Raw genomic sequence first — 12,988 nt, forward strand, 5'->3', positions numbered from 1 at the left:
CTTCCTACTCCTCCTGAATTAACAACTTAATCCTGTATGTCCCCGCGTGCGTGCCGGAGGCATATAAATCATATTTCCATCGTGTGATTCCGATGCCGTGCTCGGCCTCGCTTGTCAGCTCATGCGTGTCGATTTCGAGTTCCAAGCGGCCTTGCGGCGTATGATAAAATCCGATTCGTTTCTCGCCGGGCACAAACGTTTGCTCCGCTTGTACGTCTCCTTGGCGGACGATGCGGATTTGATTCTCTTCCAGCTTGATGAGCGTCACCGTTCGTCCAAGCTTGCTGGGTTCTTCTTCATAGCGAATGTAGGTGTGAGTGCCTTTGCGGTAGAGCTCTCCCCGCGCCTTCTGCACCGTTGTCTCGCTCCCGCTCCGACTTTCAATGCGAATGCGCACACGCGCTTTATCCGTCATGATTCGTCATTCTCCTATTCTGCAGGTCCTCTTTGCACCTTATGTCAAGATAAGGCAAGTTAGGTATTAGTTTATATGAAAGGATCGACGAATTCAATGCATTGCCACGTCCAGTCTGCGGAACGCCGTCGAAGACAGGGCTTGTCTCACGCAAAAAAGCCTCAAATTTCACGAAATCGTGAAAACTGAGGCTTTTTGTTCGCTATTATAGGGCTGGAATCGGCATCCCCATGCTTGCCCACTGCTCCTTGGCAGGACCATAGGCGCCGATCACAGGCAATCCCGCTTGACGCATCAAAATGGTGAGCTGTCCGCGATGGTGAATTTCATGCTTCAGGTAGGCGAACAACGTTTCGCTAATTGTCCATTGCATGCCGAACATGTTCACAACTTCCTGCAGTTTAGCGTCCGTAAACTGCGTGCGAACAGCTTCGAGAATGCCGGCTGTTGTTGTCCGGTAGGCATCCGCAATGGCTGCGGCTTCTGATGGCGGCATGCTGGCCGCGGATGGCGCTTCGAACTTCAGGCCAGTTCCAAGCAGCATGCCACGATCAGTGTGGACCAAATGCCACGCTATATAACCAAGCGGCCTGTAGCCTTCGGCTTGCGGCTGATTCAAGGACGCGTCAGTTAAGGTATCTAGCAGTTGCTGGGTTGTATTCGACTCCCGCTGATACTCGTTAATAAAGCTTTCTACGGTTGTAAACATGTAAATTACCTCCAGGAATGTTGGATTGATTTCTTTTCACTTCATGTACCTAGTATATCCGAACGACACTGACATCAGTGTGGCAGCATTGTAGAGGCAGGAGGGATTTTTTTAGTCGGAGCTGCTAGTTGGCTGGGTGCGGAATAAGGGGGTCAGGTGCGGGTGGGTTCGTGGGTCGGGGTGTGGTGTGTGTGGATTCAGGAGTCTGGTGCAGGTACGGGTGGGGCGCTTCGGAAGGCTGATTGATGAGCTGCTGTTAGTGGGATCAGGGTACTTTAACTAGTTGGCGCTTTTGGTGGTGTTCATGTTACTATGACCGCCATGTTACCGTCTGTGATTCTCTGGCGGCTAACGGACTGAGATAACTCTATTGGCTACTTTTGGGATAGGATTAGCATCTAACGGACACACGAGCCGCTAATGGCCATGAAATTGTCTTTAACAGTGACAAAATCAATAGATAACGGCTCCTCAGTCCGATAGCTCCTCATATATGCTGAATTGGCGGAATAACGGCCTCTGAGTCCGTAAAAGATTGGCTACTGTCGGGGTTGGGGGGCGGGTACGGTTACAGGTGTGGTTGGGGTTTAGTGGGGTCGCTGCGGTGGGTGCTAGGGAAAGCTGACTGATGGAGCTGCTGTTGGTGGGATTATGGTACTTTAACTAGTTAGCTGCTTTTGACGGTGTTCAAGTTACCGTTGGGGTTGGGGTTGGGGTTGGGGTTGGGGTTGGGGTTGGGGTTGGGGTTGGGGTTGGGGTTGGGGTTGGGGTTGCCTTTGCGGTCGCCGTCGCCGGTGTGGTTATCGTTGCTGTTGCGGTTGCCCACGCTCAGAAGCCCCCCCTTCTCATGTGAAAGGGAACTGGAGTCCTCTATTTCAAAGAAATCGGTATGTTTCACCGTTTAGACGGAACTACAGGGCCTTATTTGCCTGATTGTCCCCTTTTTCAGCTCGAAATGGCGAAATAGCGGACCATTGTTCCCCCTCGTCTGCCAAAGGGCAATTTTGGGGCAGAATAGCGCCCTCCAGTTCCCTATAAACCTGCCGCTCGCCCTAGAGCCGTTATTTCGCACGATCCGCACACGCCAATCTACTAAATCTCAGCATCTCGCCCCCTCCTCGTTCGCCCGTTGCCTGTTCACCCATTCGCTGGTTCGTCCTTCCGTCCTTCCGCCCGTCCGTTCACCCGTCAGCCCGCTCCCCCCTCCACCCCCGATCAACACAAAAAAGCCGCCAACTCCTCCTGTTTCCAAGACGGGTGACGGCTTTTCCTATTATTTAATCAAATCTTCAACAAATCTAGGCAAAATGAACGCTGCTTTATGCAGGCGTGCTGTGTAGTACTTCGTTGGGAATTCCGGAATGGACGCTTCTTCAACTTGAAGAGGGTCGTGCTTTTTGCTGCCCATCGTGAACGTCCATAGACCGCTTGGGTACGTAGGGATATTCGCGCTGTATACGCGTACGATAGGGAAGATTTCTTTTACATCACGGTTAACCGTTTGGATCAAATCTGCTTTGAACCAAGGGTTGTCCGTTTGCGCAACGAAGATCCCGTCTTCTTTTAACGCATCATAAATACCTTGGTAGAAACCTTTGGTAAACAGTTCAACCGCCGGACCAACAGGCTCCGTGGAATCGACCATGATGACGTCGTATGTATTTTTGTGATCATGAATGTGCATGTAACCATCGTTTACGATAACTTCAACGCGCGGGTTGTCCAGTTCGCCGGCAATCGTTGGCAGGTACTTTTTGGAGTACTCGATGACTTTCCCGTCGATGTCGACCAGAACGGCCTTTTTAACTTTCGGATGCTTCATAATTTCACGGATCACTCCGCCGTCGCCGCCGCCTACAACAAGCACGTTCTCAGGGTTCGGGTGAGTAACCAGCGCTGGGTGCGCCACCATTTCGTGATAAACGAACTCATCTCTTACGGTTGTCATAACCATGCCATCAAGCGTCAGCATCGTTCCCCACTCTTCGGTTTCGATCATCGCAAGGTCTTGAAAGTCCGTTTGCTCTCTCACGTAAGTCTCTTTCACTTTCGCTGTAATGCCGAAGCTGTCCGTTTGTTTCTCTGTGTACCATAAATCCATGTTCATACCTTCTTTCGCTTCTATATTGGATGAATAATGACTGGCATTCGTTATCTCTAACAGTGTTCCACCGGTTGGAAAAGTCATGCAAGGACCGCTAGAATTTCCCGTCCCTTCATACGCACAAATTGTATTATAGTTCATTACCCCCAAAATGCAATAATTTCCTAGGGCTTTTACCTATTTCATAAAAAAAATTTACAATTTGTTGAATACGGACTTCCATGCTTTTCCATACTGAGTAATACAGCCTTTGGACACAAGGGTAAAAAGTCAATGGAAGTAAGGAGGTAGGAATCGATGTCCGAAAATGAAAACAACCGTCAGCCATCCAAAGGCAATACGCACAAAGCAAAGGAACAAGAGATACCTGCGTCTATGCGATGGATGCGCCGCATCAAGAAAATGTTCTCCTTTTTCTTCACTTCCTGCGTCCTTCTGCTCATTGCTGCGGCTGCCTTTTTCGTGTATTTGCGCGCACAGACGCTGCCTGTGACCAAGATGCTGCAAACCTCTCAAATGTTTGATACGCACGGCGAACTCATCGACACGTTCTATTCCGGACAAAACCGGCAGGTGGTCTCACTGAATGAAATTTCGCCATATCTCATAAAAGCAACACTTGCTGTAGAAGATCAGCATTTCTACGATCACTTCGGCGTCGACGTGAAAGCGGTAGCTCGGGCGGCGATTGTCAATGTGCAGGCGATGGCGAAGGTACAGGGCGCAGGCACGATAACCCAGCAGTTAGCGCGGAATTTATATCTGAATCACGATCGTACGTGGACGCGTAAAATCAAAGAAACGATGTATGCGGTCCAAATGGAAATGCAGCTAAGCAAGGATGAAATTCTTGCGAATTATTTAAATCAAATTTACTACGGCCATTCGACCTATGGCATCGAAACGGCTTCCGAGCTGTTCTTTGGCAAGCACGCCAGCGAATTGACGTTAGCCGAGAGCGCCTTGATCGCCGGTGTCCCGAAAGGGCCGAGATACTATTCACCCTATTATGATATGAAAAACGCGCTGGACCGGCAAAAAATCGTGCTGCAAACGATGGTGCGCAGCGGGTTCATCACGCAGTATGCGGCAGATGCCGCCGGCAAAGAGAAGCTGACGATTCAACCGCTGACGAAAAAGAAGCCCGCAGCAGCCCCTTATTTCCGGGATTATGTGCGAGCGCTGGCCACGGAAAAGCTCGGCATCCCTGAGGAACAGTTCGATGAGGGCGGCATACGCATCTACACGACTCTCGACAAGAAGGCGCAGGAAATCGCCGAAAATGTCGTCACCCAGCAGCTTAGCGGCAAAGCCGATCTGCAAGCCGCCCTCGTTGCCATCGACCCGCGCACCGGGGAAATCAAAGCGATGGTCGGCGGACGCGACTATACCGAGAATCAGTTTAATCGGGCCTTGTCGAATACGAGACAGCCGGGGTCTTCTTTCAAGCCAATCGTGTATATGGTAGCCCTGCAGAACGGGTACACCCCCGTCACACAAGTGAAAAGCGAGCCGACGGTATTCACGTATGATGAAGGACGCCAGCGGTACACGCCGAGAAATTTCAACGACCAATATGTGAATGCGAATATCGATATGCGGCAAGCGATTTCCAAATCGGACAACATCTATGCGGTCCATACGATTCTGGATGTCGGCCCTGCGAAGGTCATTGATTTGGCCCGCAAGCTGGGCATCGACTCTCCGATGAAACCATTGCCGTCATTAGCGCTCGGTTCCTTCCCTGTTAGCCCGCTTGAAATGGCCTCGGCCTTCGGCACGATTGCGAATCAAGGCGTTCATAAGGAAACGAACGCGATTATGCGAATTGAGGATGCCAATGGCCGTATTCTATATGAGGCCCATCCGAAAACAGAGCAAGTGCTGAACCCGGCCGTTGCTTATGTGATGACGAATCTCATGGAGAGCGTGTTCGAGGAGGGCGGCACTGGCAACCGCGTAGCCAGCACGATCAAACGGCCGATCGCCGGCAAAACCGGCACGACCGACACCGACGCTTGGCTGGTCGGCTTCACGCCCGAGCTGGCAACGGCCGTATGGGTCGGCTATGACAAGGACCGGGACATCTCAACCGTCGAGTCGCATCTGGCTTCGCCCATTTTCGCCGAATTCACGGAACAAACGCTGGAGGCCATACCGCCTAAGCTGTTCCAAATTCCGGAAGGTGTGGCAAGTGTCTATATTGATCCCGCGAGCGGAAAGCTGGCTAATGAGGACTGCCCGAACTCCCACCTTGAGGCTTTTATTGCCGGTACGGAGCCAACGACGTACTGCACGGGCAAACCCGCCAAGCCCGCTTCGGGCGGAGATAAGAAAGATTCGTCAAAAGGCCAGAACAGTTCATGGTGGAATGATATCAAACGCTGGTGGAACGACTGATTCGCAGTCCCCACGCAGCTTCCAGACAACACAAAAAGGCAGAACTAAGCGCGTCTTAGTCTGCCTTTTTGCTGTCCTAGTATATGAGGTAACATACACTAGGGTCTAGTATACTCGGTTCACATGAACGTAACAATGGATGACACATAATGTTCATAACTTCAAATTATGCCTTGGTACAATTACGAAAGGGCATCTTTCAGCGCTTGATCCGAGCGGTTCCACCATTCTTCGTTGTGTGCGATCAGCTGTTTTTTCAGGGCTGCGCGCTCACTGTCGGACAAACCGTCAAGAATGAATTTACGCTTCATGGCGCCATCCATCTTGTTTACGTGTTCGGCCAAAATCTTCCATCCCCTGCGTGCTTCAGTATCAATCAGCATCTCGCATGCCGACATTCCGGCGTAGTACGCTCCCTCTTCGGTGCGATCTACCGCAACCCAGATAATCCACGCTTTGCGTCCGTTCGGCACATCCTCTTTGTTCGTTGAGAATTTGATCCCTTTCTCAATTTTGCTCTTGGCGTGCAGCGTACCTTCATCGAGATAAGCTTCATCCCCGTCGATAATAATTCCCGATATGTTGCTAAGATCAATCGCTCCCGCGCCGAATCCTTTGTGATTGACTTTGGAGCTTACTATATTTAAGGCCAGCTTCTTTTTATCCGCTTCCATAAGGGCACCTTCCACTCTTCGTAATGTTAAAATAACGCTTTGCTTTTATTGTAGCTAAAGTCCTCCACGAGAACAAGAGCAGAGGAACGCCGCTTGGCCTAAGCCCTCTTTTGAAGCGAACCAACAAATCTTTTCCACTCACAGAAATATTCCCTAGGTTGTCTACATATACATGCTGTAGATGCTTGTTAGGCGGGGTGAATCTATTGAGTGTTTTATTCAAAAACCGCAAGGTACAATGGTTCGTTGTCATGCTCCTTGCAGCAGGCACAGTCTTGCTGTCTGAAACTTTGCTCCCATCTGCAAGTAAACTGACGGTGCCCGTCGTCTCTAAGGAGGAGCCGTCAGCTCCGGCGCCGGACATGCAGCCTGCAGATCGCGGCAAATCTTCGGACAAACAAACACAGGAGCCGCTGAGCTACCGCATTGCGGAATATCACATGAACGTTGCCTACACGCCTGAAACGAGGCAGCTCCAAGGGCAGCAAACGTTAACGTGGGAAAATCCGGGAACGGTTCCTGTGCAAGAACTTTATCTGCATTTATATCCGAATGCATTCGCATCTAAGAAGACGACGTTTATGCGGGAATCCGGCGGCAAGCTTCGGCAGGACGAAGCCACGGCTGACAGTATCGGCCGCATGGACTTGCTCTCTGTGAAAACGGCTGACGGAGAGGATCTTACACAGCGAATGGCTTTTGTACAACCCGATGACGGCAATAAAGACGACCATACCCTGCTCAAAATCCCGCTGCTGAAGCCGGTAGGAGCCGGCGAGCGAGTCACCATCAAGACGGAGTTTCTCGTCAAAATGCCGCAAGCCTTCGCCCGAATGGGCTATGTGGACGACTTCATTATGGCCGGGCAATGGTTCCCTAAAGTAGCGGCCTATGAACGGGCGGGAACAAGAGGACGTACCGAGCCGGGCTGGAATCTCCACCAATACCATGGGAATTCCGAGTTTTATGCGGATTTCGGCCTGTATGACGTGAAAATTCAAGTGCCGGCGAACTATACCGTTGCCGCAACCGGTTTCCCTGTGAAGCCGGCTGTGACGGAGAACGGAACCAAAACGTATCAGTTCTATGCCGATGACGTGCATGATTTCGCTTGGTCGGCTTCGCCTCACTTCGTGTACGTGGAAGAACCGTTCTCTACGCCGCAAATTCCCGGGGTGAAGATCAAGCTCTATCTGGATCCGAACCATCAGGAATTAAAAGACCGATATATGTACGCTGCCAAAAAAGCTCTCTCCCGCTACAGCCAGTGGTACGGCACGTATCCTTACTCGACCCTTTCCGTTGTCGTCCCTCCTCCCGGAGGCAACGGCGCAGGTGGAATGGAGTATCCTACATTGGTAACCGCTTGGGGCGCAAGCGACAAGAAACCGGATCTCGAATTGGAACGCGTTGTCGTGCATGAGATCGGGCATCAGTTCTTCTATGGCCTTGTGGCCAGCAATGAATTCGAAGAAGCTTGGCTGGATGAAGGCTTTACCTCCTATATCGAGGACAAAGTAATGGAAGCTGATTTCGGGACATCCCCTAATTTGCCGATTGAATCCAGCTATATCACATCTCCCAGTTCGCTCCGGCAAAATGCATGGGACTATACCGGACATGATCAGTATGCTGAAAATGTGTATACAAGGGGCAAGCTCGTGTTGAAGGAAATCGAGAAACAGGTTGGCGTTAAAACGATGGATCGCATCATGCGCACTTATTTTCAGAAGTGGGAATTCAAGCATCCTTCTACCAAAGACTTTCAAAACGTTGTCGAAGAAGTAACCAAAACGAATTGGGACGGCTTCTTCAACGAATATGTCTACGGCTCAATGATGATGGATTACTCTGTTGAGAGTATCCGTGTGAAAGCCACTGGCAGCAAAGGGACAGGGCCTTACGAGAGTACGATCCTCATCACCAAGCGCGGCGGAAATTCGCCGGAAGTGCCGATCCAGTTCCATTTCGCTGACGGCACCGTTCTCGATAAAACATGGGACGGCAAAGAAAGCAGCATCGAATTCAAACTAACCCATGCGACGCCTGTCGATTGGGTACGCATCGATCCGCACTACTCGCTCATTCTGGAGAACAAACATATTAATAACTTTATGAAAACGGAAGTAGATACCAAGTGGAAAATCCGCTGGAATCTCGGCATTATTCAGTTCCTGCAAGCAATTTTCGGGTGGGTCGCCTGGTAGGCGCCCACTCAACCTATGCTTACGAAGATAGTTAAACTCTTAGGAGGGACACCCATGACAACCTATCTCAAATCCGGCTTTAGGGCGGCTCTGCGGCAGCCCTTCGCTACGATCGTCTTATTCATGTACCAAATGTGCTGGGGCATCCTTCTCTATAAGCTTGTGCAAGGGGTGCTCGTCCCACTCATGCACCGCTTTCCCGGCGGCGACCAGCCGAAGGAAGCGCTCCGGCTGTTTCTCGCCGAGAGCCAGTTCCAACTGCTCAAAACAGATCTCAGTCATCCCTATTTGAGATGGCTGGCTGCACTGCTCCTGGCTCGCATGCTGCTCACTCCGATATTGAACAGCGGCGTCTACTATTCGCTCACACATTCCGAGCAAAATGCCGGCTATCGCTTCGTACGCGGCGTTAAGGAACTGACACTCCCCTTCCTCCTCACCTATATCGTCCGAATCGCCTTGTCCCTTCTGCCCCTCATCTGGGTGCTGCCCAAAGCGCAGAAGGTGTTCGCACACAGTACATCCTATGAACAGGCCTCCCTAGATTTACTGCCATGGCTGATGGGCTTCTTGGTTTATGGCTTTCTGCTCCACCTGCTCTTCATGTATGTGCAATTCGCCATTGCCGCACACCTCGGCATTTTATCCACCGTCATTACATTCATCCGGTTTTCGTTTCCGATCATCGGCCTTTCTCTTATTCTTTTGCTCAGTTCAGGACTTTTGGCAGGGATTACAGTTACTGCGACCTATATCTGGGCAGGTCTGTTAGCGCTAATCATTTATCAGCTCTTCCCGCTCTTCCATATTTTCATGCAAATGTGGGCCATAACCTCGCAATTTCAGCTTCTTTCCGCCAAAATGAACCCCTAAAAAGCAATAAATAAAGCTATATATGGTTTATATTTGTTCAATCCCCTTGCAAAAGGGGATTTTTTTGTCTGGAAAGCGAACGATAGCACATTTTTCCGGCCCAAATTGCGCTCTAAAGGAGGAATTTCGATGTTTATGACGAATTACAGTGATTAGCATTAAAAAACCAAATATTTCATGCCGAATTCCTCATTTCTTGGGGAAACGGGGGAACCACTACCCGGGTGAATTGATCTTGCAAGACAGGGATCATAGGGAACCTTCAACCGAACCCTCCAGCTAACCTCGTAGGCACCGGAAGGAGACAAGCAGTTGAAAAAGGTTGTTGCTCTTTTTTTTAGTCTTGTTTTGTTTTTGAGTGTAGCGTTAGGAAGTGCTTCTGCGTCACAATCTAAGTTGGATGAAACGGTTGACGGATTGCTCGGAATTCCGTACAAAGATGCGGGAACGACAACAAAGGGCTTTGATTGCTCTGGGTTTACCTCATACGTTTTCGACCAATTCGGCATTGACCTTCCTCATAGTTCTGCTGCTCAAGATAAAGAGGGCTATTGGATTGACAAAAGTGATCTTCGCAAAGGCGATCTTGTGTTCTTCAACACAGGCGGCAAAGGCATTTCTCACGTTGGTATCTACCTTGGCAACGGTGAATTCATTCATTCCGCTTCCAACGAAGGTATCGTGAAAAACAAGCTAAGCGAATCGTATTACGCGAAGAGGTATGTATCCGCCAGACGTGTTCTGTGGGATGATATCTACAATCAACTAACTGCTGAATCCAAGTAATTTTTTTGTACTTATGAATAAAGCCCCGGCAAGCGCCAGCTCGTAAGAGCTGCTTCCAGGGCTTTTATTCATGAGTGCTCATGCTGCCTCATTGACTAGAAGATACAACTTGACATAGCGTGTGAGCCGTCCTATAATAACGGCATTAAGTTTTCTAGGGTTCCGTGGCGCTGCAGCGTCAGTCTGGTCCGAGAGAAAACACACAGCGGATACGCTGTGGTCACGGAGGGAGAAAAGCCCGGGAGTCATATCGCACAGCGATATCGCTTCCGGGCTTTTTTTCTTTTTACCGCGGCCTTACACCGCATCCAAGTAAACTGCTTAAGGAGTGATTCATTATGGCATGGTTGTATCTCGTCATTGCAGGTGTTTTCGAGGTGGTTTGGGCCATCTCATTGAAATTTTCCAATGGTTTTACCCGACTGATCCCGTCCGGCGTAACAATTGTCGGCATGATTATCAGCTTTTATTTTCTGGCCGTCGCAACGAAAACCTTACCCATCGGCACAGCCTACGCGGCTTGGACAGGAATTGGCGCAGTCGGGGCGATTATTATCGGCACCTTATTTTTAAATGAGCCCGTCAGTTTGCTGCGCATCCTATTCATGATTCTCATCTTGGTCGGTGTTCTCGGCCTAAAATTCACATCCGGACACTAGTTACATGAGCTGGCGTTCGCTGCCATAGCGGCGCTTCAACTGGCTTAAGAAGAATTGCAGCGAGAGGAAGAGCAGCGAGAAGCTCGCTCCTACGCTCAAAATAATCCAAGGGTGCAGCCTGATGTACCGCGAGCCGTAAGCGATAAGGGAAAGCCATTCTCCTGATGTCGTAATGGTAATGGAATAGCCGGCGTCGCTGTCGCCGATTGTTTCCATGCCGCCCAGTACGATGTTAAAGACAGCGAGCTGCCCTAATAGGAAAAGCACCTGCATGAATTCGCTAAGGAAGATGAACAATATTTCATTTCTCATGCAGGGGACCAGATGCCGGACCGTGCGATGAAAAACAGTACCTCCCATCAAACGGGAAGCCTCAATAAATAACTTGTCGTTATAATAGCGGGTCCGTTCGGCTATTTGATGAGCTAACGGGAATAGGCCGATGAACGTGACGAGAACGACGAAGGTAACGGAGAAGAGCATCTTATACTGCGGATCCGCTTTCACCCACTGATCCAGCCGCAGCCCGAAATACATGCCGGCTAGTGGCGGAAACAAGAATACAAAGGCCGGTACAGAAGCGACTACCCACTGCATAGCCTTGAGAATGCCCCACCCTTTGCCGGTAGTCCCGCTCCACATTCCCCAAGGGACCGCAATAACAAAACGGAGCAGCGTTAGCGCCAGTGTCGTGCCCAGCGTATACTTCAACCCGTTAAGCAACAGGCTCAGCATATCAAAGCCTCGATGTTCCGTCCCGAGCAGGAACGTGCTGTTCGGTGAGAACGGCGGAATGCTGTAGCGTGTTTTGCCGTCTTGTTGATATTGAAGCATGTTGATTTTGTCCTCCGGCGAAATGCCGTGAGGCTTCAGCCATGTGCCGAAGAGAGCCACAAGGAGAATTAGAACGATAAGTGCAAGGGAGATATAGAATGCGCTTGATGAGCGTTTGATCATGATGAGACGGCCTCCCCCGTACGAACGATAAACTTTTTACGCAGTAAGGCGTACAGCACGTGAAATGCCATAGCAAGCAGAGCGAGCGAGATGCAGATGACCGACATCGAGGAGACGCTTTGCATAACAGGCGAGATAATGAAGCCCCCCAGGCCGGAAATGCCGCAGATGGCTTCCGCGACCGCCATGCTCGCCAAGGCCAGCGTCGTCGCCTTCGGCAGGACGGAAAGCAAGTCCAGCATCACGTTGCGCAGTACATGGGCGACAAGCACCTCGCCACGGGTTAACCCTTTTGCTTGCGCGGTGATAACATAGTCCTGGCCCAGCTCACGCGCAATGGCGACGCGCATCGTGCCGTAAATCGTAACTGACGGAATAAGCGCAATGGTGAGAAACGGGATGAGGAACGGCGTTTTATCGCCGACTTGTACGATCAACAGCACATAATGACCCAATAGCTTCGTCGCATAAATCGCGCCTAATTGGATAAGAACAATTAAGAAAAAGTCCGGCAAGCCCACAAGCAGAGCGTGCACGCCATCCAGTAAGGCACCCAGTCTGCGCCACATGGACGCCAGCATCGCCGTAAGCATGCTAAGCACAATGGCCATCAGTAAGCCAGGGATGAAGTACGTGCATGTACGAAGCAGCATGATGGGAAGCTGCTCAATCACAGCGACCTCTTTGCGGTTGAACGGATTACGGAATTTGCCAAAATCCCCATGAAGGAAGCCCTGAATTTGGTCTTTCACCGAATACGCGTAATAGCGCCATGAAATGACAGGGCGTTCCAGAGGAATGCCGGTCGCGCGAAAAATACCTTTGATCGTCATCGTCTTTCCGATGTAGTCCCATGTCTCGCCGTAGGGAACGGCTAACAGCCCCGTTTTCTCATTGAGTACGCGGCTCCCCGGCAACTGCTCGCTTACTTTCTGGATGCTAGTATCCGGTCCGACAGTAACCCGAATCTGATCTGGTTGGGTAGACAAGAATGCATTTCGGATGTTACTCAGTAAGAAGATGCACACAAGTGTAAACACTCCGAGTAACAGCCACCGAATCGTTGACTTCAACTATTGTCACCTCATTCTTTTATTCACCGTTGGTAGATTACCATTTTCATATTTTACCATGATTCATTTGGGAGTACTATCCATTTTATTTGGGAAATATGCGCGTTTGTTTAAACCAAAAAACCTGACGA

The 12,988-nt window shown here is 50.3% G+C and carries 12 protein-coding genes and 2 riboswitches; of the genes, 5 read left to right on the top strand and 7 right to left on the bottom strand.

The annotated features are described in order from the left end of the window. Positions 1-4 precede the first annotated feature (4 nt). The 4 genes from GC097_RS21270 to speE form a co-directional block, all read right to left on the bottom strand. A complete protein-coding gene (locus GC097_RS21270) occupies positions 5-415 on the bottom strand; it encodes a YwiB family protein (protein ID WP_171685315.1) in 411 nt (136 codons plus the stop codon). Between the two features lie 205 nt (positions 416-620). Beyond that, a complete protein-coding gene (locus tag GC097_RS21275) occupies positions 621-1,124 on the bottom strand; it encodes a DinB family protein (RefSeq protein WP_171685316.1) in 504 nt (167 codons plus the stop codon). Positions 1,125-1,791: 667 nt separating this feature from the next. Further along, positions 1,792-1,950 (bottom strand): hypothetical protein, encoded by a 159-nt coding sequence (locus tag GC097_RS21280; protein WP_171685317.1) that lies wholly within the window; start codon positions 1,948-1,950, stop codon positions 1,792-1,794. 447 nt (positions 1,951-2,397) lie between these two features. Then, positions 2,398-3,225 carry a polyamine aminopropyltransferase gene (speE, locus tag GC097_RS21285; RefSeq protein WP_167054979.1) on the bottom strand — a complete coding sequence of 276 codons (828 nt, stop codon included), beginning with the start codon at positions 3,223-3,225 and terminating at the stop codon, positions 2,398-2,400. A 300-nt stretch (positions 3,226-3,525) separates the two neighbouring features. Between speE and GC097_RS21290 the strand changes: the two genes are divergently transcribed. Continuing rightward, the gene (locus GC097_RS21290) at positions 3,526-5,628 is read left to right on the top strand and encodes a transglycosylase domain-containing protein (RefSeq protein ID WP_171685318.1); all 2,103 of its coding nucleotides are present in this window, start codon (positions 3,526-3,528) and stop codon (positions 5,626-5,628) included. 182 nt (positions 5,629-5,810) lie between these two features. Here GC097_RS21290 and GC097_RS21295 read toward each other — a convergent pair whose 3' ends face one another. Then, entirely contained in the window at positions 5,811-6,302 is a 492-nt protein-coding gene (locus GC097_RS21295; protein ID WP_171685319.1) for a YwhD family protein, read from the bottom strand. Between the two features lie 251 nt (positions 6,303-6,553). Here GC097_RS21295 and GC097_RS21300 point away from each other — a divergent pair, with 251 nt between their 5' ends. The 4 genes from GC097_RS21300 to GC097_RS21315 all read left to right on the top strand — a co-directional run bounded on the left by GC097_RS21300 (position 6,554) and on the right by GC097_RS21315 (position 10,827). Then, positions 6,554-8,509, top strand: coding sequence for a M1 family metallopeptidase (locus tag GC097_RS21300; protein ID WP_171685577.1), 1,956 nt, complete (start codon positions 6,554-6,556; stop codon positions 8,507-8,509). A gap of 54 nt (positions 8,510-8,563) precedes the next feature. Continuing rightward, on the top strand, positions 8,564-9,382 hold the full coding sequence (locus GC097_RS21305) for a hypothetical protein (protein WP_171685320.1): 819 nt from the start codon (positions 8,564-8,566) through the stop codon (positions 9,380-9,382). 168 nt (positions 9,383-9,550) lie between these two features. After that, positions 9,551-9,691, top strand: a riboswitch (cyclic di-AMP (ydaO/yuaA leader). 3 nt (positions 9,692-9,694) lie between these two features. Further along, on the top strand, positions 9,695-10,168 hold the full coding sequence (locus tag GC097_RS21310; RefSeq protein WP_171685321.1) for a C40 family peptidase: 474 nt from the start codon (positions 9,695-9,697) through the stop codon (positions 10,166-10,168). A 143-nt stretch (positions 10,169-10,311) separates the two neighbouring features. Then, a riboswitch (guanidine-I (ykkC/yxkD leader) is annotated at positions 10,312-10,415 on the top strand. Positions 10,416-10,506: 91 nt separating this feature from the next. Next, a complete protein-coding gene (locus GC097_RS21315; RefSeq protein WP_171685322.1) occupies positions 10,507-10,827 on the top strand; it encodes a DMT family transporter in 321 nt (106 codons plus the stop codon). Here GC097_RS21315 and GC097_RS21320 read toward each other — a convergent pair whose 3' ends face one another. Together GC097_RS21320 and GC097_RS21325 are read right to left on the bottom strand one after the other, a co-directional pair. Further along, positions 10,828-11,784 carry a hypothetical protein gene (locus tag GC097_RS21320; protein ID WP_171685323.1) on the bottom strand — a complete coding sequence of 319 codons (957 nt, stop codon included), beginning with the start codon at positions 11,782-11,784 and terminating at the stop codon, positions 10,828-10,830. Continuing rightward, a complete protein-coding gene (locus GC097_RS21325; protein ID WP_171685324.1) occupies positions 11,781-12,857 on the bottom strand; it encodes an ABC transporter permease subunit in 1,077 nt (358 codons plus the stop codon). The genes GC097_RS21320 and GC097_RS21325 overlap by 4 nt, the downstream gene beginning before the upstream one ends. Between the last annotated feature and the right edge of the window lie 131 nt (positions 12,858-12,988).

Source organism: Paenibacillus planticolens, from assembly GCF_013141725.1.
GTDB lineage: Bacteria > Bacillota > Bacilli > Paenibacillales > NBRC-103111 > Paenibacillus_E > Paenibacillus_E planticolens.

Coding starts and splice junctions, on each gene's coding strand:
- speE (WP_167054979.1), bottom strand. CDS start 3,225: ATGGATTTATGGTACACAGAGAAACAAACGGACAGCTTCGGCATTACA.
- GC097_RS21300 (WP_171685577.1), top strand. CDS start 6,554: ATGCTCCTTGCAGCAGGCACAGTCTTGCTGTCTGAAACTTTGCTCCCA.
- GC097_RS21295 (WP_171685319.1), bottom strand. CDS start 6,302: ATGGAAGCGGATAAAAAGAAGCTGGCCTTAAATATAGTAAGCTCCAAA.
- GC097_RS21305 (WP_171685320.1), top strand. CDS start 8,564: ATGACAACCTATCTCAAATCCGGCTTTAGGGCGGCTCTGCGGCAGCCC.
- GC097_RS21320 (WP_171685323.1), bottom strand. CDS start 11,784: ATGATCAAACGCTCATCAAGCGCATTCTATATCTCCCTTGCACTTATC.
- GC097_RS21270 (WP_171685315.1), bottom strand. CDS start 415: ATGACGGATAAAGCGCGTGTGCGCATTCGCATTGAAAGTCGGAGCGGG.
- GC097_RS21275 (WP_171685316.1), bottom strand. CDS start 1,124: ATGTTTACAACCGTAGAAAGCTTTATTAACGAGTATCAGCGGGAGTCG.
- GC097_RS21315 (WP_171685322.1), top strand. CDS start 10,507: ATGGCATGGTTGTATCTCGTCATTGCAGGTGTTTTCGAGGTGGTTTGG.
- GC097_RS21290 (WP_171685318.1), top strand. CDS start 3,526: ATGTCCGAAAATGAAAACAACCGTCAGCCATCCAAAGGCAATACGCAC.